The organism is Providencia sp. PROV061, from assembly GCF_011045655.1.
Taxonomy (GTDB): Bacteria; Pseudomonadota; Gammaproteobacteria; order Enterobacterales; family Enterobacteriaceae; genus Providencia; species Providencia hangzhouensis.
The window spans coordinates 3,762,868-3,786,782 of sequence record NZ_CP042861.1; the positions used below are offsets into that span (position 1 = coordinate 3,762,868).

Here is a 23,915-nt window from a genome sequence, read left to right on the forward strand (position 1 = left end):
ATTATGACAGCATTGAGGAGAATAAAATGTCTGAAATGATTACAGTTGGCGAAGCTATCGCCAGAACACTCGAACAATACCAAGTCACAACGGTTTATGGGGTTATTTCAATTCATAATTTACCCATAGCAGATGCTATCGGGCGCCGAAAAGTGATTGATTTTACGCCAAGTCGTGGAGAGGCAGGAGCCGTTACCATGGCGGATGCACATAGCCGTTTTACTGGATTAGGGGTAGCGTTAACCAGTACGGGAGCAGGAGCTGGGAATGCTGTTGGCTCAATGATTGAAGCCATGAATGCATGCTCCCCCATGATCCATATTACTGGGCAAGTTGAAAAAGCTTATCTGGATATGGACGCAGGGTTTATTCATGAAACCCATGACCAACTCGGTTTTTTACGTTCGAGTTCAAAGCAAGCTTTTCGTGTTCATACCCCCGAACAAGCCGTTGCTACTCTACATAAAGCCATTCAGGTTGCTCAAACGATACCTTGTGGCCCTGTCTCTATCGAAATTCCAATTGATATTCAAAGTGCGCAAGTGCCATTATCCGTGCTTAGTGTGCCACTTCTCCCTTCTACGCTGCCTGACTGTTGTACATCGCTAGTCAATGCAATTTGGGATAAACTTCAACACGCTACACAGCCTCTATTATGGGTTGGCGCAGGTGCTCTACAAGCAAAAGATGCTGTCAAACGCCTTGCTGATGCCGGGATTGCCGTCATCAGCAGCACCCATGGGCGAGGTATTTTATCGGATAACCACCCATTCAGCTTACGTGCTTTTCATAATGCAGATTCCATTGATGCATTACTGCGTTCATGCGATTTAACTATCGTCGCTGGCTCGCGTTTACGCAGTAATGAAACCAAAACATGGTCATTACCTTTGCCACACCCCATCATACAAATCGATATAAATCCACTCGCAGCTAATCGCAACTATTTAGCCGACTTAACAGTAACTGGGGATTGCAAAAGTTTACTTGAAGCACTTGCCGATAAAATCGAACAAGCCAAGCGCCCTATCTCTGCTCAATGGAAAAAACAAGTACAAGAGGCGGTGCAACTGGCAGAAGAGCAACTCAGGCAACAATGTGGCCCTTATAGCCAACTCAGTGATGCCGTGGAGCAAGTCTTACCGAGTAACGGTATTTTTGTCCGAGACATTACGGTATCAGGGAGTTTATGGGGAAGCCGTTTACTCAAAGCGACCCAACCAATGCACAACATTCACTCATTAGCCGGTGCGATTGGTCTAGGACTCGCTATGGCAATTGGCAGTGCCAAAGCAAATCCGAATGTGCCTGTTATTGGCTTAGTGGGTGATGGCGGGTTAATGTTAGGCATAGGTGAATTGGCCACCATGGCACAAGAGCAGCTCCCCATTGTTCTGATTATTATGAATGACCAAGGTTATGGCGTAATGCGAGGTATTCAGGAAAAATATTTTTCAGACCGCCAATACTATAATGAGTTACTCACGCCTTCATTTAGCCAACTCGCTCAATCTATGGGGATTCAGGCATTTACGATAGATAAAGCTACAGATTTCGAATCAACACTACGCCAAGCCGTCGATTTGAAGCAACCTGTTGTCGTTGAAGTGTTAATGAATAGCATTGGCAAAATGAATTTCTCAGGCCCACCACAGAAAAAATTATTTTAACTTTCAAACTAATACGGGTGGCACAAGCCACCCTACTTCATTGATAGATAATGATGCAGTCAAGGCTATAAATTTGGCTTAAAATATTGCGTATAAATAGAAATAGCTTGCTCTTTTAAGACGCCTTTAACCACTTCAGGTTTAAAGGGGCTTTTGGCAAAAATCTCATCGCTACCTAACATAATATTAAAACCTGCAATCTCTGCGAGTTCATCATGAGAAAGGCTATAAACCATCCGACCTAATTGGCTCCATACCATTGCACCGGAACACATACAACATGGCTCACAGCTGGTATACAGCGTATAATCTGATAAATCCATGACTTTATGTTCAGAGCAATACTGGCGTATGAGACCTAACTCCGCATGATAGGTCGGGTCACTTTCAGTATGGATATGATTTTCACCAGTCATAACGACTTGGTTATTTTTAACCAATACCGCACCAAAGGGTTCATTACCATTTTTCGCCGCATCCGTAGCCAAAGCTAAAGCCTGAGTCATAAACTGAATATCCAATTCAAACTGTTGCGCATTGTTTTTCGATTTATTTTCCATATACACTACCTTCATGTGTGGATTTATATAATTTACAAATGGTTTAAATAGATATATCAAGTTTACTGGGCTAGTAAAACATAAAAAATGGCCATTCTCATTAATGCTAAAAAAACTGAGCTATTAGAGAGTCAACGCTAAAGAATGTACCTACTCTAATTTTCAAGTCAGATATTTAGTTTATCACTAACTGCAACTTTATATAAAACAGCTAATTATTGGTAAGAATATGTTAAGCCAATCATTGCATTTGCTGTTCCCGTTTTGAATTCTTCTTCTGGCTTACGTACATAGCCAAAACCCAAGCTAAAACTAATTGGGTTATTTTTTTCAGCGGTACCAGAACGCTGAATATAATATTTCTGTTGGCCTGGAATATTTGGAGCAGAGCCATCTGGGCCAAATTGTAATCGTTGTCCGCTTAAACCTATTACAGCATATCCAACACCTGATGCAGAAGAATCAGCTGTTAGCGTTGAAACCGTAGTTTTATTTGTTGTATCAGATAAATCAACAATTGATACATATACATTTATATTAGGGTCACATTGTAGTGAAAATGATTGTCTTTTTAGGCTTATATTTTCTGATGCGTCTGCCTTTTCAATAATACTTGCTGGAATTTTTTCCATTTCAACAGAGACAATTTTATTTGTTGGTGCACAGCTAGAAACAGTAGCATTAACAGTTATTGGGTTATATTGTACATTAACTATCTCTTGCAGATTTCCAACATCATCATAACACGCATATCGATACATTTTTTGACTTGGAATCACCACACTTCCAATAATTCTATCCGGTCCTTTGTAGATAAAAACACCTATAGTGACTTTAATAGGAGATGCTATTCGTGAATTATTACTTAAACTACCTTCCCAAACGACTGTATTTTTAACCGGTAACGGGACAAAACTTTCGTTAAATCCCCCAATAGGGGAAAATGAAAATCCAGAAATACCAGTTTCAAATAAATAAATCATCGGGTGAGAAGGTGATGCTTGATAAGATTGCCCATTCCAATGAGCTATTGGTTGGTACTCTATTCGACCAAGTGTATAGTTTATACTATTACTATTACATATGCTTATTCCTCTCCGAGAACCAGAGTTTTTAATAATCTCACCAAATGGTATTTGGTCGGCAGGCCCAGTGATCTCTATGTTAGTCATAGAATTAGTATTATACGTGTACTCAGGGATACCAAAAGCTTGACCCGATTGAAATAAAAAAGCAATAAAAAAAAACGTTGTACTACATTGTTTCATATTAATTCCTAATTTTTACTATATGATAAATCCAGTGATTTAATTACGTCATTACTCTCATCATAAAAATTAACCCATATATGGCATGTATTACCTTTACAAATATCGTTTAATTTCACCTTTTCCTCTGGAACTATATTTACTATCCGTTCATTATTATATTGCTTATCTTTTGAAACTGAAATTGTAAAAATAAATTTTGATTTATTAATCAAATAAAACTCTTTATTAAAATTGATTAAACTTATTTTATCATAATCACTTTCTCGTATTTTACGATGTCGATAAATAACTTTAAAATGTGAGCGAATCGCTAGAGAAATAGAATTTTCACCACTATTTAAATCTGACTTTGGAATTGATGTAACAGTTAAGTTAATTAATTCATCTGATATATTATCAATTGCTGTTGTTGGTAATATTGTTATAATACTATTACTGTTTCTAGGAAGTAAAAAAAGTGGTGGTGATATGATAAATCTTTTATCACTTAATTCACTTTTTATTAAATAATCACTATTTTCATCATTCATTATTTTTATATTTAATGATTTATTTTCGTTATTAATTAAAAACCGTGTACCAACAAGTGTTGTACCAGAAAATGCATTGGTAATAAAGAAAACAAAAAATATAGCCATTAATATTCTATTAATCATAAGACAACTCGAAATTTGCAATACAGAGCACTTTACCTGCAGAAGAAGTATTTCCTGTTTTAACGTAAGAAGCGTAAAAATTAAAAATATTATTCACTAAGTTATGGTCAATTTTTAAAGTTGTTTTATTATTACTTATATCTATAATTTTTTTATTGTTATCATAAATTCCTATTGCAATATTACTTGCACCAGCATCTGTTTCATCTAAATTTTTTAATAAATTAGTCATTATAGTATCATTTACACCTGTAAATATAATATGAGCAGAATTAATATTTTTAGGGCAATTTTCTAAAACAATTGAAAATGGTGTTTCAGTGAAAGGAATACCGACCTGCTTTCCATTCAAATCGTTAGGATTAAGTCCGACTAGTAAACTAGCTGTATCATTAGAAACAGTGCAGCTACGCTCCATAACATTTGCATTAATGTTAATTTTTATTTGTTCGCTAAAAACAACTCTAGGAAGAAGTAGGAATATTATTAAAAACCCAATAATTTTATTCATAATAAATATCCAAAAAAAGTAAAGATGACGCATCACCTGATCCTATATTTATTTGAGTTGACTTATATCTTAAATAGAAATTCAAATCATAACTTGGGGTTGTGATAACTTCATTCAAAGCATACTTTGTATTTAATGAAATTTTTTTCCGGTATTTATCTAATATTTCAATAGCAAGTCCGGTAGCGATATCACCTTCAAGACTGTTTGCCTTTCCTAATATTTTCAATAAAGTTGGGTCGTTATCATCTTCCTCCCCAGAAAATTTATATGACATATTATTAACTTTACCAGAACAATTCTCGAGATGTATTGAAATAGGTTGCGTAGCACTAGTCGAGCCAATTTGATTAAAATCACTTGGATTTAAATCTAAAAAATTGATATTTTTAATTAAATCCTTACCCGTCACATTGCAGCTTTGTGTTAATATTTCACCATTAACATTAACTGTGACATCGACTGCGTACGCAAAAAAACCGATGAAGTATATAACTAAAAAAATAATATTTATTTTCATTATATAGTTCCTATTATTGGCACGCCACATTAACTTTGTTAATATTTTTCATTTTATCATTTTCATCATATTTAATAGAAAACTTACAAAGTTTATCTTTATCTATATTTACTGTATAGCTTGAATTAGGTTTAACACCAGTTAAATAAACTGTACTATCATCATTTACAATAGATATATTTTTTCCAGAATCATTAACTACTACTGTTCCAAATTTAATTGGTTTTTCTTGATACTGAAGTGAAACTAAAAAATTATACCCTTTACGTACATCGAAAATAACTTTACTGATAGCTCCTCGTGTCGGAGCTACTTTTATAACATTACCATCAATATCATAACCTGCCCCTAATGATTCAGGTGATAGACCTATATCATTATAGTGATATGCCGTTGCATAAGGAATTAAAGCGTAACCACTATTATTGATAGTAATATTTTCACCTGTTTTATCCACTTTAGCTCCAGCAGCCCCTTTGGCTTAAACTAAAATTGCAGTATCATTTGCCTCTCTAGCAAAAAGTAAACCACCAGAATGAACAAGGACAGAACCAGTGACTCCATAATCAAGCTCTTTTGAATTATTTGAAAATGATGTTCCTGCACTAAGTTCTGTTACATCTGCTTTATAACGTAGATTTAAATTTGATTTATTATCATTATTATTATTTATAGTTTGATAAATATTATAATTTAATTTTTCATTTAATGCAGTACCATATAGACTTGTCATAGTGTTATACTTTGAGTCATTGAAAGTGGTACTATTTGTAATATACATTCTATTTTTGTCCATCGCATTTGACAATGGGATAGATAATGATAAGTAAAATATATTGTCTGTATTATGGCTATACGTATTTTTATTATAGCTAGCTGATAGTATAATATTATTATACTGAGTCAATGTCTTATTCCAGCCTATTTGAATATTTTTAGATTTTAAGTCGCTCCCCCAGTATGAATTAACATTTCCCCATGCATATAATTGTCCATAGTCACCTAAACTTTGAGAAATATTTACTTGAAAGCTGTTCTTTTTCCTTTCATTACTTGAATAAAATAAGTAATCATTTATTTCACCTTTGTAACTATTTCTGTAATTAGCTTCACTAAAAGTATAATAGTCAGATGTTGAGTATCTATATCCTGTCAACTGAATATTTGTACCAATATCACTAAATGATTTCGCATACAATATTCTATATGACCCACCACTATATTTTTTATCATGTATTTTAGCTTGTGCTTGTATTGTATCAATAGATAAAGCTCCAAATGCACCAATATCTTTACTTAAACCGATTCCAGTAGCTAGATAGCCACTCGCAATTTGATACCCCGTATAAAGAGTTGAATCTAGTGGTAAGCCAATTCCAATTGTCCCTTGAGCAAACTTATCTTTTTTGGCTGATGTTATATCTAGCTGACCAAAAGTAAGTGAATAATTATAACTACCTTTTCGTAGTAAATTCGGTAAAGAAGAATATGGAACAATATACTTTGTTACGACGCCTTCACCTGACGTTAGCTCAACTTCATAGTCACCGCTTGTACCAACAGAGTTTAAATTATCAATATTATATGGACCTGGATTAATATACTCTTGGTACAATATATTTCCATTTTGTTTAATTGTTATCTTTGATCTAGACTCTGCTATACCTTTAATTGTTGGGCTATATCCTTTTTCGCTATCTGGTAGCATTTCATTTGCAGTAGATAATGTGATACCTATATACGGATTTGAGTCAAAAATCATTGAACCTAAAACAGTTTGTCCTGCAATAAGTGTACTTTTAATTGAATTTATATTTCTTAAGATTGAAATATTATTTGACTTCCATTCATGATTTGATTTTGACCCTATTTTATTCTGATTATAGTATAAGTTTGAACTGATGCGCCAAGCACCTAAGTTCAACCTATTATTTAAATTCAAAAACAGAGAAGAATAGTTACTCATTCTATTATTTCTTGAATATGACCCATTTAAATTGTAATTTGTCATTAGTGCAGAAATACCATCATCCCAATCATTCTCGCTTGCCAAGGTTGATCTAATGGAATTAAGATATACTTGTGGTATTGAGAGTGTTAGTGTTAACTTTGACAAGTCAACATTATAGCTAAAATCATTTATGTATTTATCAATATCAATACACTCATTATCATTTATTTTTGACAGATTAATTTTTTCTTGAGTATCTTTATTAAAGGGAATCAAACTCACAATTTCTTTTGTAAAACAAGCTATAACTTTCTTATCATTACTACTTTGCTTGAACTCAACACTAACATTTCTAATAAATCCATCACCAACATTTAAGTTTAAAAAATATTTTCCAGGTGTAACATTATTGCCTGCCGAAAGATAAGACAAATCATCGATAGAAGAAACATCAGAACCTAAAAATAAAGGATTGAAGTAATCTTGCGAATGTAAGTCATTAGAATGTAAAAATAGACTAATCAAAAAAAATTTTCTTATTATTCGCATAGATATACTTCCAGAATTAAACAAAGTTACACTGTATATTTTTTATCTGAACACCATAGTCATTAATGAAATTGAAAAATAATTTTTTACTCTTATCATTATTATTAATATGGATGAATGTTTTTGGTGCTATCGTTTCTGCTTTTGATACTTCAACACCATTTATAGTCAAAGATACTAAATTCATATAAAATGGAGTTGGGTTATCAATTCTTAATTTATTATTTTCATAACTACATTTTAAATCTTTGTATGACTCAAATGAATTTCCTTTAATTTCACTAGGTCTAACAATCAGCTTTATTTTAGTTGTCGTTGATATTAATAATGCATTATCTATCTTCTGTTCTTGTTCTGTTAAAGATGGAATAACTTTTGAGTTTAGATAATATAACTTCTCTCTGTCTTTAGGTAACTGTTCTTTATCCCCAGTAAAAACAACATTCAATAAGCTATCTGAATTTGATTTAATTACAAATAAAGGCGGTGTTATTACAAAATCAGTACTTTTTTTTTCATGATCATCCGATACCCATGATTGAACAAGGTAATTTCCATCTTTATCACTATTATATATTTTTAATGTTATTTGATTTTTTTCAGTTGGATAAATTAATCGAGTTGCACCTAGTGAGACTCCGCCAGCATAGACCGATTGGCAAAAGAAAAATAAAGATAATATAACGAATATTTTTTTTAGCATATAAACAAGCTCCATGATTAATGATTGGCCATCACTGGCCAATCATTAATAAAATTAATTGTAGGTAAGCATAAAGTTAGCTACAGATTGAACTTTACCAGCAGTTACTACGGCCCCTATTGATTTATAATCAACAGATAATGGAATAGTAGTTGTATCAGTTAAATCAACGTTTGAACTTAATGCGCCAATTTCTAATGGACTACCATCTGGATTAAACAATTGTAGACCTACGTTTTCCGCAGAGCCTGCACCAGCAGTATTTGCTAATAAACCAGGCTTACCATCAACAGTTTGCCCATTGAATGAAATTTGAACTGATTTACGAGTTGCAGTATCACACTCAACCAAATTAATATTGAATGGCTTAGCTCGCATTGCAAGTTGGTCTGCAGCAGTAAAAGTTGTTGTTTTAACTGTATCTAAAGTAACAATTTTGTCAGTATCTGATCCAGAAATTGCACAAGCTCCAGATGTAATCTCACCATTAAATGTTACTTTACCACCATTAACTGTTAATGCAGGGAGAGGATCATTTTCTGCAGCAAATGTTGAACTACAAATAATTGAAGAAACAACTACAGATAATACAGCAAGTTTATTTTTAATATTCATATATACTCCTAATTTATTTAGTTTGTTTTTATTACCGACAGATAATAATTAAAATATAATTATCGCCCATCTTATTTAATAGCATTAAATTTTAATAAAAAACAATTAAATGCCATTTAATCTTTTAGCATTTTTAATTACTTCATTAGTAAAGTAATTCCAGTCCAAGCCAAATATCTCAAGATATTGATTTACCCGTCCTATGGTCAATTGTGTTTTTCCATTTTCATACCTTGAGACTTGTTGTTGGCTTATTTTTAATAATATGGCTAATTCACCTTCTGTGATACCATTTTGTTTTCTTAATTTTTTTAAAAATGAAGACGCCGCACTATTTAATATGTCATTTTCAACTCTCATTTTTATCACCAGAAAATATAATATTAGAGTAGACAATTTAATATTAGAGATAAAATTTAATTATTTTCCTATATCAAGTATCAAGCTATGGACCTGAATTTAATTTATATTTTTCAAATACACAAATATGAATTATTTTCCATTTACTCCTTACACATGTTACACCCCGTTTTGTTCATATTTCTCCATTGAAAAACTTGTTTTTACCAACCTTTAATCATGTTACAAACACATAAAATGAAACAATTAATCACAGACTGAAACACAATGCTCAGAGCTTAAGTTAACGTTAACAGTTAGCCGTCTATAGGTTAAATTCTCATCACTCATCCTTATACAGCAAATGATAACGTTAACATTATCATCTGAAAATAAAATAAACATAGTGACTATACCTATGTATATTACTTTATAACTCTAAAAAAGTTAGACAATTTGCTTACAAATTTTACTTTAAAAACACATTAAAACTTACAAAATGATACTGGTAAACATATCTTATCCTATTTGGATAATTTATATTCATACTGAATTGATAAAAAACAAATATAACATTTACACTAAATTACAATACTAATTCCTTATCGTGGAATTTACACATTTATTTTAATACCTAATTGTATGAACTCTACCTAACCCATTAACTTATTTGATATAAATAATATATGTATCTTATTTAATTGGTTATAATTAAATATACGTCCTTTAAAATCTAAAATATTATCCTACTACTCTTAGCACCAAAATTCGCAGAGAGGTACTAGATGCATTAGTATCAAAATGCAATCCTCAGGGGAAAATATTCTACTTACGCGACTATATAAAGAAAAACAAAAAAGATAAGTTTATTCAAATTTGACTACGGACTAAAATGAAAATACCAGCTCTACATGAAATGACTAAAATATATAATTTATGGTTAAACAAGGATAAAGATCCAACCAATGGACTAGATATTATTAAAAAAGAAGAGCAATAACTAACTCAACTTAATAATAACAGGTTTTACTTGAGCAATAAATATATGGCCATGTGAATACTTCCAGTGCCTTTTTCCCATAAGAATATTATCTAAAATATTTTTTGTTAGACATTCAGGTAGTAAAGGACATGATAAAAAACCACTGCTAATTAAATTATTTAGCACCAAAAATAATTATATCTTTAGCGAATAAATGAGCCTAAGAATAATAAGCTAATTGAAATACTATACAACATCACGATACTACAACATGATGCAAGAGCAAACCTGATGAATACAGTTGAAAGACTCGAACTTCGAATTCCTTTAAAACAGCAAAAAATTAAATATATCAAAATAAGATCAATAATGACCGTTGTTATAAGCCCAATTATCGGTATCAACACATTTAATCCTAAGTCATTTAAAAGGATTGTTTAATTTTCTTGTTTTACCCATAAACCGCCAGATATCTAGGGAGTACAACACTAAAGCGATAGAAAAGAACCCAATAACAAAATAATCATTAAATCCGCTAATTAGCACAGCGACACCTGCAACAATCATTACTGCAGTACGCCACTTGAACGAGGAGAGGAAATCAATAATTACATCCAGTAAATCCTGCATACAATTCCTTTTAAGGGCCTTGAGTGAATAGTAACCATATCTACTTTAGGTAGATACTCATAGGGATAAACTAATTATTGATGGTTTTTAATGGATTCAATTCTTGCCATTTAAACGGTTAGTTTTATCTCACTAACGAGTAACCAAAGTAAAGCAGCAACACGTGACAATGATATGCGACCTATATGAGAAGTTAAAACACATTAACATTTAGCCTACAGCAACAAGCACACAGCCCCCAGAACATCCACAAGCGACTTTGTGACCTTCTAGCGCAACAGGGATACCATTAATTTTCATTAAGCTATCGCCTTCAACGATAGTCCCTGTTTTTTTACATGAAGGACAATAGACAGAGTCGCCCACACGCGCTACACCTTGGATTTGTTTGGCGAGAGAAGAAGCTGTCAGCACCGTACCACCGGTATTCGTCGTATCATTTTTTAAAATGAGTTTTCTGCCGTTCACAAGACTACGCACTGCGTTTTTTCTCCTGATCAAGCTTTGCTAAAATCTGTTCGACCTGTTGCTCAAAATCAGCAGGAAGTGGGTTCTTACCAAAAGACAAAAAGGGTTTACGGGCTTGGTAATCGACTGATGAAACGGCATCTCGCCCCTCTTGCATATAAGCATTGAGAAACGTGATAAAACGATGGTTTTCACTGTCGGTGCTGGTCAGAAAACTGGAGTAATGTGAGACATTCGGGCGATAGAGTATGGTTTTTAGTTGACCTACTCTTTCATCAATGCCATACAGTTTAATCGCCAGCATTTTACCTGCATAGCCGAATTCTGCATCTTCATAGCGTGTTAAACGTACTTTTCCCATCCCATAGCTATATAATATTCCTCGTTGCCTATCAGCAATGAGATAAACTTGAGGAGTAAAGAAAGAGAGATAACCTAATAGCCACAAAAAACCGGGGAAAAAAATTAGCCAGCCAATTATCATCAATATCTTAATCTTATCATTTTTATAAATTTTATCAGTATAGTAATCGACCAAATATGTTCCAAGACTTATTTCCTTAGCTTTCATATATGGCAAATATCGCGATAACTCTTTTGGTAACTTATCTACCCCATATTTTTCATTGTAGTAGCTAGACCTATCTTGAAGGGTAAAATAATTTGACTTATGGTTTTCAATAAACCCGAACAGCGTATAAAATGCCATTATTAAGAGCACGATAAAAAAAGGTATCGTGTTGGTGAGCTGGCTATTTCGCTGTGGGGAGGTAATCACACAACGCTGTTTATTGACCGCATCTAAAAATACCAGTTTTTGAGGCTCCAACGGATCATCGTAGTGATGACTTTCTTCAATCAATGGCGTGGTTTCTAATTGCTCTGGGTGCTTTGTTGCTGTATATAAACTCGTCATTCGGTGCCTTCCTCATCAATACAGCCATAAAGTTTATCATCAGGATCACCGTTTCGGTAACGCAGTGGCGCAATTTCGCCTTTCAGACGATCCACCAAGTAATACCAATAAATGGATGGAATAGATTGCCTCAGAGGATCCCTTGCAAAAATACCCGCTTCGACTTCAAATCTCAGTACAAGCTCTCCATCACGCAGTGTCGTATTGGCTAACGCATCTTGCAAAGCTGTCTCAAAGACTGCATTAAATTTTGTTTGCTGTGAAGCCAAATAATCAATCCCACGATGTTTGACTACCGTATCCCTTTGTTTGGGTAAAGAGGCCATAGGTGTTCCAGCGGGATAAGCAAACAAAGCTTTCTTTTCAACCAATTGATATTCAATATCCGAAATACCACATTGAAAATTGCCCAGCGTAAACTGATATTGGATGACATAATGTGCAGCCCCGTAATGGCTTTGCCCTAACCCCGCCTTTGATTTTGGAATAGCACTGACTTGTAACTGGGAAGTAAAGAAAAGATTCGCAAATTCTTGAAGTTCCATTCCAAAATAATTTCGATTATCTTCAATATATTTAATATAGTCTTCTAATTGATCATATTTAATATCTGGCCTATTGATATTTTGCCCATCATCTCGTTTGCCCCCTCCCGCAAAATACTTATCCCCATTCCCCCAAAAACACTGCTTCAATAACTCTTCAAACGCATCCGTTTTAAAGTAATTGTAAATCGCCATACCAATTCCGAATACGATGGCACCGATAATAATCAATTCCCACGCAAATGCCGCAACGGCGGTCGCCACCACGCCTTCCGTGGCACCGTATGCCGCTAACCCCACCGACAACGCCAATGTCCCTGCTGCTTCCGCAATTTTTGCCGAGCCCGTAATGTAATTACTGTTATAAAACTCCGCGGAGGCTTCGGCGATAGGTAAGGCAACCCCTAAAATCGCCACGGTATACCCGAGCCCTTTTAATCCCACTTTACCTAATTTGGTTTGGATTTCAGGCAACTGAATTTTGGTGAGTAACCGCTGAAGCGGCGGAAATGTGACCGCTGCTGCATATCCTCTAGCCGCTTGACGTATTTCAACCACTGCCTCTGCGGTATTTAAAATATGGGCCACCATTTGAATGCGAAAGATATTTACGGCGGCGGTATTTAATGGGTCTTGCTTATCAAACTCTTTCGTATGGGCGACTGCATTGAATTCAATGATACTCGTGAGCAATGTGTAGACATCTGCCCCCAATTTGATGTGGCTGATTAAGGCGTGTTTATCAGTTGGTAGCCCCGTAGAGCGATAACCTTCTATCAGGTTAAATTTGGCAGTGGTAATAACGCGCTTGAGTCCTGCCGATTTTAATCGATTATCCCAGTCAAAGACCTTCTTCATGTTTTTCGAAAAACGTTGGAGTGGCTGACTCATCCCTTTCAGTGAACTCATCCATTTTCTGAACTCTTCAGCGCTTAAGGTCGCGAGTTCATCAAAACTCACGGAAATACCGAAATACGCCAAAAAAGCGGGGAGCACTTTATGCGCCAGAAAATCCAACCCCGCTTGGCTGATACGTCGTACAGAATTTTTGGCATTATTCAGATGGGTATGTGCTTCCGTATACGCGTACCCCAAGGCATCCCAACATATCATGACGGCTAAACGTAATGACGGTAAAACACGCTCTTTAAATTCACTGAGCGCTTTATTTTTTATCACATCTTCATTCAATACATCCAGCAAGTTGGTGATAAATTCCTTCCAAACCTCCCCGTCATCACTGTCGGTTGATAACAATAAATCGAGTGTGACGCGCCCTGACGGTGAACTGTTCAAGGGGGCGAATAGCTGTTCATGCAGTTGGCTGTAGGCCTCTAATTCATCAAAAAACGCCGAGTGCCAAAAATCCCCTTTTTGATATTGTTCTTTAATTAAAAAAGCATGGTCAAGATAGTTTTTAATACCACCGACCTGATTTTTAACTGTTGGGTTGCTTAAAAAATCACGGTAGAGTTGGACAATATTGGCTTGCAATGTTTCAAACTCTTGATTACCCGCTTCAATTTGCGGCCAATAGGTTTTCCATCCCTGAACATCAATGTGTTTGGTAAATTTATCTTTTAATGCTTTTCCTTGCTCCGTTTTCGCAACGTCGGGATTATCAAACTGGGTTTCTAACGCCGAAAGATAGTGACCCACTTTATTTGGGTACTGCCAATAACGTTGGAACATCGCATACGTTGCTGTCACGAAAGTATAAAGCGATAAAATATCTTTTTGATAGCCGATTGGGTCATACAGTGCGACTAAACAACTTTTTTCTTTGTAATCTAAATTTTGTTCCGCTTGGTTTAACAGGGTATCCGTAGTTTTACTGGCACTATTCATTCCCGTGATATGGGAAAAATACTCTTTTGGTAGTGGGTTACCGATGGACTTTGTGTGCTCGGTAAAGGCGGAAAACTGGTCTGACTCGGTTTTATATTCTTCGACCAGATAGTCAATATGCTCAGCGTTCAATTCAAGTGCATGGGGATTCCCATTAAAATCCACCAAATTGATTTTTTGCATAAACGCCTGTCGATAAGACGCATCCGTTTCCATTTTATCTAAGACATAATCAGACAGGGGGCTATCACTGAATAAAAACAACGCCTCCATGACGTCTTTTTTAATCGGTAAATACGGGTATTGACAAGATTGGGCTTGTACCGATTGAGTTAATGGGTCACGCAAACAAGGGATAAACCCTTCCTCTGCATCCCCTTTTTCTTTCGCACTGACTGCTTCACTGGAGTTATCATCATCCGAATAGACATACCCATTATCGTAATGTTGCACAACATGCTTAAAAATCAGCAACTGTCCTTTAGTATCAAGGCGGGTGGGAAATTCACCTTCCTCAAAGACATAAACCCAGCCTGTGCGCAGTAATCGAGCCGAAAACCCTTTAGTGTCAGAGATTGACGAAGCCGACAGTAACGTAGAAATAGCGGGCGGAACCGCCGCTTTCGCATTTTTATCACCATACAAATTTGAGTAGGCATAACGCACAGGATACACTGGACGATGTTCATTCTCACAGGGGCAAACGACCGCATCGGCTTGTAAATTTCTGGGGGATGCTTGATTCACTGCCTCGACGACTTTGCGGAGCTGTTTTTCTTCTGGGGTTAAGTATTTTGAGGTCACGGGGTCACTCCTTGTGACGATAAGCAGTATCGATAACGGTGATAATTAAACGTCACGGCATTTGCTTCATAAGGCTTTGCTTGCTCTGTTGCTGATTGCCATAACGTTTCGTTTTGAGTACAGGCATGGCGAGCAAGGACATAATACAACAACGCTTGTGTTTGGCTGATATCACTTAAAAAAGCCTGATTCATGATACGTAAACAAAATGCCTCTAAGTCGGCAGAGCCTGATAGCTCGCTCGATGTTGACAAGGGCGGGCACTGCGCTATCAATTGTTTGGCTTTATTCAATGTCTGCACCAAGGTCAATGCTGCATAATGCCGATACAATTTTTCATTAATAAACAATGGCTCACGGGGGCGAGTATCATATAAATAATCAGAATGAAAGGTGATTTTGACCCCATCAGGGTAATTGGCACTGTAGCCGTAGAACGCCTTGACTCCACTCACCACATTAAGTAACTGCCCATGGGTCAATGATTCAATAAATGGCATAAAATGTGACACATCGTAAAAACGGAAAAAATTCCAACTATTAAGGCGCTGGTTACGTAAATACGTCATCTTACGTAATTGACGATGAATATCGGTAAAAGATTTAAGACTGTGAATGAACATTCCTAAAGTGCCTTTGTGAGGTAAACTAGAACAGTGCTCAAGAAAGACCTCTCCGGCATGATTAGGGAGAAGGTGTATCAAATAAGGCGCTTGGTCCTCAAGGTTGTCTTGGGTTTCTCCTTGGTACAACGATTGCCACGGCAATTGGCTGCCATGTAACATCGGCACAAGATGCTGCCCCGTTTGCCTATGGTATTCACCGCTGTCAATCACCGCATAGAGGTGAACCCCATCACTAAATGCGGGTTGCCCCTCCGCGTAATGGATATCCCCTTTTTCTGACGGTCTAGGATGGGTAAGATTGCGTTCATCCACCAATACAGCCAACACATTTGCCTCATGTTGTTCACGTACTTGCCGAACTAACGGTAGCGCCAGTTTTGAGCTTTGCTCAATATAAGTGACTAAAGGCGTTAATATTTCATAATCAGCAAACGTGTATTGTCCGGAGTGAGCCGTAAAGTACTGGCGCATCCGTTCAATCGCCTGCGATTGGTTAGCGCCAGCAACCGTCATAATACCATGAAATTGTTCATTGTTTCGCGTATAACGGCACTGTGCGACCCAATACTCCTTATAAATTGTATTCGGACTCCAGTGCATTAGGTCGTTCCTTTTTTCATCGCTTTCGCACGGCAATCCTCCGCTAACGGTAACCCTTCATTAACCGCCGCTTCCAACGAGGCGACCGCTTCGGGTGCCCCTCCGGTCACTGACACATTACCTTTTAGCAGGATATTGCCTGTGATAGTCACGCCTTGTGCATCCAATTGAATCGACCCCGCTTTACCACGAATAATCACTGTTTCACTGGCTTGCAACGTATGCACTTTGGTGTGGGTATGAATACCGCCTGCAGCCTTTAACATGTAATCATTTTGGATGTCACACTGTTTGTTTTCACCCACTTCTTGAAAGTGACTCGCGTGAATAACTTCTTTCCAGCTGTTATCAATGCGTGTAATACGGTCTTTCCCGATTTGCTCAAATTGATTGACATCAACCTGTAAGGTCTGCTCATTAATGATGTGTATAAATTCGTCATGGCACACTTCATGCTTACGGTCATTCGCCACAGTATGACTATCATCATTCCCGACATATTGGGTTTTGTTGCGATTAATGTGAATGTTGTTATCGCGCTGCGCATGCACATAGATTTCTTCTCGACCACTTTCATCTTCAAAACGCAGTTCATTAAACCCGTCCCCTTTATGGGTTTTGGTTCTAAACGTGGTCCGAGTCTTCTCACTTGGCAAGTCTAATGGTGGCTTATTTCGCCCGTTGTATGTACACCCAGTTATAATTGGTTTATCTATATCATTGTTAAGATAGGAAATAATCACTTCCTGCCCAATTCTGGGGATGGACATAAACCCAAAGCCATCGCCGTTCCAACCGTGGGCGACTCGCACCCAACAAGACGCGCTATGGTCTGGCTTACCACGCCTGTCCCAGTGAAAATAGACGGTCACGGCACCTTGCGCATTGGTGTAGATTTCTTCACCCGGTGGCCCGACAACGGTAGCCAGCTCATCCCCATCCGCTGTGGGTTTATACCGATAGGGCGGTCGCCACTCTTGAGTGCTGGGAATAAAGGAAAGCTGGTTACTCAATTGAGTCCCTTCACCGCCACCGTTATCAGCAAGAGGTTGCACACCGTGATGGGATACGCTAATCACTTGCCACGTCGTATTCATTCGAGGACTAGGGTGATTAGACAAGGTAAAGATACGTCCCGGTGCTAACTCAATGCAGTTAGTCGTGGCTGACCCCACTTGACGCTGGTTTTGAGATTGCTCGTAACGAATTTGGTTTAAGGGTTTACCTTCTGCATCTTCTTGAAAGCGACCGTAACTTTCAAACACCTCATGTTGCTGATGCACTTCACCAGTGACTTGGTGACTCAGCGGGTAAGAGGGCCTGAGTTGATTGTAGTCTTTATCCACGCGAATATCGCTGCACAACTGTTCAGCGTAACGCCATGTGGTGGCCGTACTGTCGGTGATATCGGTTTCAGATTGCGGATTATAGGTGAGCGAAATACCCGCTTTCATGCCTAAGTGGCGGTCACTGTAAAACAGTTGTGGACCTTCTTCGAACCAGTAATTAATTCCCTCTTCGGCAGCAAGCCGACACCAGAATTCATACAGGGTTTCACGCTTTTGAGTGATGTACTCGCGTTTCAGATGCTCTTCGGGGTGATAAAGCTGTTTATCAAATTTGATATGAGACTCGCTCAATAGCGTCTCAAGAATGTTCGGCACCGTCATATTTTGGAAAATTCGGCTGTCCTGCTTAAGCGTCATCACCCACATTTCAGGACGTATCACAAAGTGATACCAGGTTTTTACCCCATCGGTGTTGCCTTGCTCTGCCCCGGCTAAAATGCCTTGTACTGTGCGAAGAATTTTTCCATCTCGCTTTACAGTCAACGAGGAGGCCACACCCAGCACCGTTTGAAAATCAATCTCGGGTAACGGGCTGACCGCCTGAATCGACAGTGAAAAGAGCTGGGAAAGCCCTTCTTGCAAATCAAACTGGGTCACTTGAAAGGTATTTTCAGGTAACCCACCAATGGTACAGGTGAATACTAATCCCGTCCCCATTTCGCCACTCATAATACGGTCTAGCAGTTGACCATGGGCTTCTTGCAAGGCTTGGTCCTGTGCATAGGTTCTGCCACCCGCATACCCACCACCGTGAATAAGCGGGTTATTTTCGGGGCTGCCAAGTCGTTTGTTTTTATTGGGGTCTGTCCAAGACATGGGAATTTCCTCTACGGGAGAAAAAGCTAAAAACGCAAACGAGCCTCGAAAGGCTCGCTAAATTCGAACTTACGCTTCGAGCGGCGCACGCCAGTCATCGGCACCGGATGTACCTGCAACGGTATGTTCCCAGTCAATTTTACGGTAAGACAGAGAGACTTCGATTAACTGCGTGAAATCCGCTTTCGCTGGGTCTTGGCAGTGTGGCATTTGGCAATCGATATTCACGATAGTCGCATCCGTTAATGTGGTGGTGAAGAAATGCTCTTGCTTCCCTTCAACGGATGTGCGGTACCATTTCAGTTCCACTTTCGGCAACATTTCGCCAGATGCTAACGCGTTATACAGCAGCGGAACCGCTTTATTTAAAGCCACGGTAAAACGGAAGGGTTTATGTGCGCGTTGGCCTGAAGGTTGGCCAGATTGTGGGTCTGTCGGTACAGTCACAACGTGAGAAAACTCTTGCACTAACATTTGGTCTTCATGACCTTGTACATAGATGTTACCCACAGAATCCGCCGTAAATGCACCGGCAGTGATGTTGCCTTGGGTTTTTCCTTCAATGGAAATATAACATGGAGTTGGCATAGCGATATCCTTTATCCAGAATAACAAATTGGGTTAAGTCGACATAATTATCGATTAATTTCCGTCATCTCAGCCAGTGCGCACGGTAAGATTTGAGTTAAGGATAATAAAAGCTTATGAATGGACTGTAAACCGGAGGGCCAGTTTGTATCTCTCTAGGATAAGTGACTTAGCGTAAACGGGTTGAAATATCGCTATATAATTCCAGAAAAACACCAAAAACGAATCATAACAAAACAATCATCGAGCAAAAAATAGACCAAACTGCGGTAAACCCAGTAAGTTCTAATGTACATAGAAATAAACTATGTAACCAAATGTTTCATACAGAAAAAATGAAACAACTCATTGATTAATAAAAATAAAAACACACTCTTAGATTAACATTTAATTCCACAGGGATTAACCACCTTGGTCGTGCAGTGTAATATTCTTTAAGTGCATATTTAAAATATATTTTATTCCAACACTTGGTGCCTTATCGAATTAATATATAAAAAACATTTTTTATGTCCGTTTTCCATTTTTTCAGAATTTTTGTCGCCATTTACGTTATACACTCTTTATTCTTTGCCATTGCGGATAAAGTAGGATGGATAAAGGAAGAACACGTTGAACGGCAAAAACAATTTCACTGTTTTCCTAACGATAAGTGTTGAAATTGATTTTTAAAATGTTAAAACCGAAGACTCACAGCCAGTTAGATTATGAGTTAAACACTCACGATAATGAGGTAAAAACAAAAAGGAGTTAGATGATTAACATCTAACTCCTTGATAAATTTGGTGGCCCCTACTGGACTTGAACCAGTGACCAATCGATTATGAGTCGACTGCTCTAACCAACTGAGCTAAGGGGCCAAAGTGGAGAGGATTATACGTGTAGTTTTAGCTTAGGTCTAGTGTTTCGAAACCGTATGCTGAAATTGTGTTCAACTCAATCACTCCTCTTATAATTCAATGCGATAGCATAAGCAATTGCTATCATTTGAAAGTCGTTTTCTGCAATTTTAATGAGCCCTACTATTTTTTATTTAAATCAGTTTCTCACACCTTATCTATATTTAACTTTTACCAATATCAAATTAATAATAAAAACAACATCATAATGGCAACTAAATTTATTAAAAATTACTCATTCAAGCACTTGATGTAAAACAATATTTTTACATTACTGTTTTACTGCATAGTTTATAGATAATTCTCATATAGAACAAAAATGATGAAAAAAGTACATGCAGTTCAATATGGTTTTGGAAAAATAAGTAATTTTTGATCCGTTACTTGCAAGAACATGGTGCTGAAGTTGTGGCGGCTTTTGAAATCAATAAAGCGGTTATTGGCAAAAATATAGGCGAAATCACAGGAACGAGGCCAACAGAAGTAAAAGTACAAGCGCTACATAAAGCAGATAAAACCCTCGAAACGTTAAAGCTTGATGTTGGCATCATCGCACACCTTTCGGTGGGCGACTTACCTACAGCTAACCTTAGCGCGGTTTCACCATCTGCCATTCTAAGTGGTGTTTTACTGACGGCCACTCTGACTCGATAATGCTATATACACAGCTATCACGCAGTTCACCCGTTTTAGTTTTCATATGATTACGCAAGATACCATCGAGCTTAGCCCCTAACCGTTCAATGGCTCGACGACTTTGGCTATTTAAAAAATGTGTACGAAACTCCACTGCAACGCAATTTAATTCCTCAAAAGCATGCTTTAAGAGCAAATATTTAGCTTCTGTATTTAATGCGGTGCGTTGTACTTCTATTCCATACCAAGTGGCTCCGATTTCAACCCGCCTTACTGCATGGTCCACACGATTGTAAGAAGTAATACCAACTGGTTTACCGCTTCGTTTATCGATCACCACAAAAGGTAAGCATTCCTTTTTCTGGAAATTTTCCAGGCGCTTTTCCACATCTTGAGAGAAATGCTCAGGCTCAGGAACTAAGGCATACCACAAATTATTCAACCCATCTCGTCGAATGATATCTGCCAATTCGACATCATATTGGTGGGATAGAGGTTCAAGGCGAACGTATTCACCTTCTAAAGTAATAGCTTGGCAAATCTCTTTCATCATGGTTTCCCCTATATCGTTCTTTATGCTGTGTGTCTCTTTTTTTAATCTCTGTTTATGACATAAAAATAAAAAAACACCTATTTTTTTATGACACTCAGCTATTTAACCGAAAACATATGATAAAAATCACAAAATTTTAACATCTTTACCAAATTGCAGCTTCATTACGCTACAGTTAACTCATCTGACCTGTTAATGAAATCCCGAATGGGAGTATAATAATGAGCAATTTTCCACACCTTTTTACCCCGCTTGATTTAGGCCATACCGTCCTAAAAAACCGTATTTTGATGGGTTCAATGCATACTGGGCTTGAAGAGCACCCGCAAGGCAGCGAGCGGCTAGCACATTTTTACCGCCTACGCGCTGAAAATGGTGTCAGTCTGATCATTACCGGTGGGATCGCCCCCAATCCAGAAGGAGCACTTACCGCTCATGGCGCGGTATTAAATGATAAAAGCCAGCTTTCATTTCATCAACAAATCACGGATGCCGTCCACCAAGCTGACGGTAAAATCGCCTTACAAATCTTACATGCAGGGCGTTATGGCCTGCATCCTAAATTAGTTGCACCAAGTCCTATTCAAGCAGAGATTATTCCATTCGCCCCCCGAGAACTCTCAACTGATGAAGTTGAAAAAACGATTGATGACTTCGTGACAACAGCCAAGCTAGCTCAACAAGCTGGCTATGATGGTGTCGAAATTATGGGATCCGAAGGTTATTTAATTAACCAATTTATCACCAAACGTACCAACCATAGAACCGATGAATGGGGTGGAAGTTACACAAACCGAATTCGTTTTCCCATTAAAATCGTACGGCGAATACGGGAAGCCGTTGGCGCTAACTTTATTATTATTTACCGGCTTTCCATGCTGGATTTAGTTGAAGATGGCTCAACGTGGGAAGAGATTGAATTACTTGCCAAACAAATTGAAAACGCGGGTGCGAGTATGATCAACACCGGTATTGGTTGGCACGAAGCTCGAGTACCGACGATAGCAACGCAAGTTCCTCGCAGTGCATTTAGTTGGGTTACGCAAAAATTAATGGGGAAAGTGAATATTCCACTGATAACCACTAACCGCATCAATGACCCTTTTGTTGCAGAACATATTATTGCCAATCACCAAGCGGATATGGTTTCAATGGCTCGGCCATTTCTAGCTGATGAAGCGTTTGTTCGTAAAGCCGCAGAAAATCGAGCAGATGAAATTAACACTTGCATTGGTTGCAACCAAGCCTGTCTCGACCTGATTTTTAGTGGAAAACTGGCCAGTTGTTTAGTTAACCCACAAGCTGTTAGGGAAATGGATTATCCCAACGAAAAAGCCGCACTGAGTAAATCCGTTGCGATTGTTGGTGCTGGGCCCGCTGGGTTATCTTGTGCAATTTACGCGGCAAAGCGTGGGCATCGTGTCACTTTGTTTGAAAAATCTAACCATATAGGTGGTCAATTTAACCTCGCTAAACAGATACCTGGCAAAGAAGAATTCCATGAAACCATCCGTTACTTTTGCCGCCAATTACAATTATTGAATGTTGATGTACGCCTTGAACAACAAGCCGATGTTGACTGTTTATCGGGGTTTGATGAAGTCATTATTGCAACGGGTGTCATCCCACGAAAAATCCAGCTCGAAGGGGTTGAGCACCATAAAGTCATTTCCTATATCGATGTCATCACCAAACAACGCTCTGTTGGAAAAAGTGTCGCTATTATTGGCGCTGGAGGGATTGGCTTTGATGTTGCTGAATTGCTAACCCAAGAAGGGAAAAGCAGCAGTTTAGATAATTCACTCTTTAATAAAGAGTGGAATATTGATACCACAATTCATTCTAAAGGTGGTGTATTCCCCCCACAAAAAGTCCCTATGGCATCAGCTCGTCAATTGTATTTATTACAGCGGAAAAACAGTAAAGTGGGAGCAGGCCTCGGTAAAACAACCGGTTGGGTACATCGTTTATCACTAATGAAACGCGGTGTTCAAATGCTAAATGGCGTGGAATACATGCGAGTTGATGACGAAGGGCTCCATATTCGCTATCAAGATAAAACACAGTGCCTGCCTGTTGATAATGTCATTTTGTGTGCTGGGCAAGAGCCTTACCGCCCATTAAAAACACAACTAGCAGAACACGGGATCAATGCCCATGTGATTGGCGGTGCGGATGTTGCTGCAGAACTGGATGCCCGCCGAGCAATTGAGCAAGGGATGAAAACCGCATATCAGATTTAGCCTCTTCATATCCCCCTAAGGTGAGCCTTTTATCTGAGGGGGAACTGCACTCCTTAACCTAACTGAT

The 23,915-nt window shown here is 37.8% G+C and carries 20 protein-coding genes, 1 tRNA gene and 1 pseudogene; 3 read left to right on the forward strand and 19 right to left on the reverse strand.

Annotation, left to right across the window (positions count from 1 at the left end; all coding sequences use genetic code 11):
• The first annotated feature begins 26 nt into the window (after positions 1-26).
• On the forward strand, positions 27-1,670 hold the full coding sequence (locus FVA72_RS17345; RefSeq protein ID WP_110591232.1) for a thiamine pyrophosphate-binding protein: 1,644 nt from the start codon (positions 27-29) through the stop codon (positions 1,668-1,670).
• A gap of 65 nt (positions 1,671-1,735) precedes the next feature.
• Here FVA72_RS17345 and FVA72_RS17350 read toward each other — a convergent pair whose 3' ends face one another.
• From FVA72_RS17350 to FVA72_RS17430, 18 genes and pseudogenes are all read right to left on the reverse strand, one after another.
• Positions 1,736-2,230, reverse strand: coding sequence for a nucleoside deaminase (locus FVA72_RS17350; RefSeq protein ID WP_050763755.1), 495 nt, complete (start codon positions 2,228-2,230; stop codon positions 1,736-1,738).
• A 215-nt stretch (positions 2,231-2,445) separates the two neighbouring features.
• Positions 2,446-3,498 (reverse strand): fimbrial protein, encoded by a 1,053-nt coding sequence (locus FVA72_RS17355; RefSeq protein ID WP_094961051.1) that lies wholly within the window; start codon positions 3,496-3,498, stop codon positions 2,446-2,448.
• Between the two features lie 8 nt (positions 3,499-3,506).
• Positions 3,507-4,139, reverse strand: coding sequence for a fimbrial biogenesis chaperone (locus FVA72_RS17360; protein ID WP_226617201.1), 633 nt, complete (start codon positions 4,137-4,139; stop codon positions 3,507-3,509).
• A gap of 10 nt (positions 4,140-4,149) precedes the next feature.
• Positions 4,150-4,668, reverse strand: a complete 519-nt coding sequence (locus tag FVA72_RS17365; protein WP_110591230.1) for a fimbrial protein — start codon at positions 4,666-4,668, stop codon at positions 4,150-4,152.
• The gene (locus FVA72_RS17370) at positions 4,661-5,188 is read right to left on the reverse strand and encodes a fimbrial protein (protein ID WP_036958016.1); all 528 of its coding nucleotides are present in this window, start codon (positions 5,186-5,188) and stop codon (positions 4,661-4,663) included. The genes FVA72_RS17365 and FVA72_RS17370 overlap by 8 nt, the downstream gene beginning before the upstream one ends.
• A gap of 13 nt (positions 5,189-5,201) precedes the next feature.
• Positions 5,202-5,480 carry a FimD/PapC C-terminal domain-containing protein gene (locus FVA72_RS21765; RefSeq protein WP_256372584.1) on the reverse strand — a complete coding sequence of 93 codons (279 nt, stop codon included), beginning with the start codon at positions 5,478-5,480 and terminating at the stop codon, positions 5,202-5,204.
• Positions 5,475-7,688: pseudogene (locus FVA72_RS17375) on the reverse strand (fimbria/pilus outer membrane usher protein); the annotation flags it as partial. The gene FVA72_RS21765 and the pseudogene FVA72_RS17375, both read right to left, overlap by 6 nt.
• 16 nt (positions 7,689-7,704) lie before the next feature.
• Entirely contained in the window at positions 7,705-8,391 is a 687-nt protein-coding gene (locus FVA72_RS17380) for a fimbrial biogenesis chaperone (protein ID WP_036958017.1), read from the reverse strand.
• A 54-nt stretch (positions 8,392-8,445) separates the two neighbouring features.
• Positions 8,446-9,006 (reverse strand): fimbrial protein, encoded by a 561-nt coding sequence (locus FVA72_RS17385; RefSeq protein WP_110591229.1) that lies wholly within the window; start codon positions 9,004-9,006, stop codon positions 8,446-8,448.
• Between the two features lie 105 nt (positions 9,007-9,111).
• Positions 9,112-9,366: a helix-turn-helix domain-containing protein gene (locus FVA72_RS17390; RefSeq protein ID WP_004258030.1), complete on the reverse strand. Its 255-nt coding sequence runs from the start codon at positions 9,364-9,366 to the stop codon at positions 9,112-9,114.
• Positions 9,367-10,747: 1,381 nt separating this feature from the next.
• Complete coding sequence (locus FVA72_RS17395; RefSeq protein WP_110591228.1) at positions 10,748-10,957, reverse strand: hypothetical protein; 210 nt, start codon at positions 10,955-10,957, stop codon at positions 10,748-10,750.
• 210 nt (positions 10,958-11,167) lie between these two features.
• The gene (locus FVA72_RS17400; protein ID WP_110591227.1) at positions 11,168-11,437 is read right to left on the reverse strand and encodes a PAAR domain-containing protein; all 270 of its coding nucleotides are present in this window, start codon (positions 11,435-11,437) and stop codon (positions 11,168-11,170) included.
• Positions 11,430-12,341, reverse strand: coding sequence for a hypothetical protein (locus tag FVA72_RS17405; RefSeq protein ID WP_110591226.1), 912 nt, complete (start codon positions 12,339-12,341; stop codon positions 11,430-11,432). Before FVA72_RS17405 ends, FVA72_RS17400 begins: the two co-directional genes overlap by 8 nt.
• A complete protein-coding gene (locus FVA72_RS17410) occupies positions 12,338-15,538 on the reverse strand; it encodes a toxin VasX (RefSeq protein WP_110591225.1) in 3,201 nt (1,066 codons plus the stop codon). The genes FVA72_RS17405 and FVA72_RS17410 overlap by 4 nt, the downstream gene beginning before the upstream one ends.
• Positions 15,535-16,764, reverse strand: a complete 1,230-nt coding sequence (locus tag FVA72_RS17415; RefSeq protein ID WP_110591224.1) for a DUF4123 domain-containing protein — start codon at positions 16,762-16,764, stop codon at positions 15,535-15,537. Before FVA72_RS17415 ends, FVA72_RS17410 begins: the two co-directional genes overlap by 4 nt.
• A complete protein-coding gene (locus FVA72_RS17420; RefSeq protein ID WP_110591223.1) occupies positions 16,764-18,929 on the reverse strand; it encodes a type VI secretion system Vgr family protein in 2,166 nt (721 codons plus the stop codon). The genes FVA72_RS17415 and FVA72_RS17420 overlap by 1 nt, the downstream gene beginning before the upstream one ends.
• A gap of 69 nt (positions 18,930-18,998) precedes the next feature.
• A complete protein-coding gene (locus FVA72_RS17425; protein ID WP_004246976.1) occupies positions 18,999-19,517 on the reverse strand; it encodes an Hcp family type VI secretion system effector in 519 nt (172 codons plus the stop codon).
• A gap of 783 nt (positions 19,518-20,300) precedes the next feature.
• Positions 20,301-20,377: transfer RNA gene (locus FVA72_RS17430), tRNA-Ile, on the reverse strand.
• Positions 20,378-20,788: 411 nt separating this feature from the next.
• On the opposite strand from FVA72_RS17430, the gene FVA72_RS17435 reads away from it, so the two are divergent.
• Positions 20,789-21,070, forward strand: coding sequence for a hypothetical protein (locus FVA72_RS17435; protein WP_036958019.1), 282 nt, complete (start codon positions 20,789-20,791; stop codon positions 21,068-21,070).
• Here FVA72_RS17435 and FVA72_RS17440 read toward each other — a convergent pair.
• Complete coding sequence (locus FVA72_RS17440; RefSeq protein WP_110592561.1) at positions 21,006-21,602, reverse strand: GNAT family N-acetyltransferase; 597 nt, start codon at positions 21,600-21,602, stop codon at positions 21,006-21,008. The genes FVA72_RS17435 and FVA72_RS17440 overlap by 65 nt on opposite strands.
• A 224-nt stretch (positions 21,603-21,826) precedes the next feature.
• On the opposite strand from FVA72_RS17440, the gene FVA72_RS17445 reads away from it, so the two are divergent.
• Positions 21,827-23,848, forward strand: coding sequence for an NADPH-dependent 2,4-dienoyl-CoA reductase (locus FVA72_RS17445; RefSeq protein WP_110591222.1), 2,022 nt, complete (start codon positions 21,827-21,829; stop codon positions 23,846-23,848).
• The last annotated feature ends 67 nt before the right edge of the window (positions 23,849-23,915 follow it).

What these genes read in the sequence shown, in the direction of transcription:
- FVA72_RS17345 (WP_110591232.1), top strand. Translation starts at nt 27, where the DNA reads ATGTCTGAAATGATTACAGTTGGCGAAGCTATCGCCAGAACACTCGAA.
- FVA72_RS17350 (WP_050763755.1), bottom strand. Translation starts at nt 2,230, where the DNA reads ATGGAAAATAAATCGAAAAACAATGCGCAACAGTTTGAATTGGATATT.
- FVA72_RS17355 (WP_094961051.1), bottom strand. Translation starts at nt 3,498, where the DNA reads ATGAAACAATGTAGTACAACGTTTTTTTTTATTGCTTTTTTATTTCAA.
- FVA72_RS17360 (WP_226617201.1), bottom strand. Translation starts at nt 4,139, where the DNA reads ATGGCTATATTTTTTGTTTTCTTTATTACCAATGCATTTTCTGGTACA.
- FVA72_RS17365 (WP_110591230.1), bottom strand. Translation starts at nt 4,668, where the DNA reads ATGAATAAAATTATTGGGTTTTTAATAATATTCCTACTTCTTCCTAGA.
- FVA72_RS17370 (WP_036958016.1), bottom strand. Translation starts at nt 5,188, where the DNA reads ATGAAAATAAATATTATTTTTTTAGTTATATACTTCATCGGTTTTTTT.
- FVA72_RS17380 (WP_036958017.1), bottom strand. Translation starts at nt 8,391, where the DNA reads ATGCTAAAAAAAATATTCGTTATATTATCTTTATTTTTCTTTTGCCAA.
- FVA72_RS17385 (WP_110591229.1), bottom strand. Translation starts at nt 9,006, where the DNA reads ATGAATATTAAAAATAAACTTGCTGTATTATCTGTAGTTGTTTCTTCA.
- FVA72_RS17390 (WP_004258030.1), bottom strand. Translation starts at nt 9,366, where the DNA reads ATGAGAGTTGAAAATGACATATTAAATAGTGCGGCGTCTTCATTTTTA.
- FVA72_RS17395 (WP_110591228.1), bottom strand. Translation starts at nt 10,957, where the DNA reads ATGCAGGATTTACTGGATGTAATTATTGATTTCCTCTCCTCGTTCAAG.
- FVA72_RS17405 (WP_110591226.1), bottom strand. Translation starts at nt 12,341, where the DNA reads ATGACGAGTTTATATACAGCAACAAAGCACCCAGAGCAATTAGAAACC.
- FVA72_RS17415 (WP_110591224.1), bottom strand. Translation starts at nt 16,764, where the DNA reads ATGCACTGGAGTCCGAATACAATTTATAAGGAGTATTGGGTCGCACAG.
- FVA72_RS17420 (WP_110591223.1), bottom strand. Translation starts at nt 18,929, where the DNA reads ATGTCTTGGACAGACCCCAATAAAAACAAACGACTTGGCAGCCCCGAA.
- FVA72_RS17425 (WP_004246976.1), bottom strand. Translation starts at nt 19,517, where the DNA reads ATGCCAACTCCATGTTATATTTCCATTGAAGGAAAAACCCAAGGCAAC.
- FVA72_RS17440 (WP_110592561.1), bottom strand. Translation starts at nt 21,602, where the DNA reads ATGAAAGAGATTTGCCAAGCTATTACTTTAGAAGGTGAATACGTTCGC.
- FVA72_RS17445 (WP_110591222.1), top strand. Translation starts at nt 21,827, where the DNA reads ATGAGCAATTTTCCACACCTTTTTACCCCGCTTGATTTAGGCCATACC.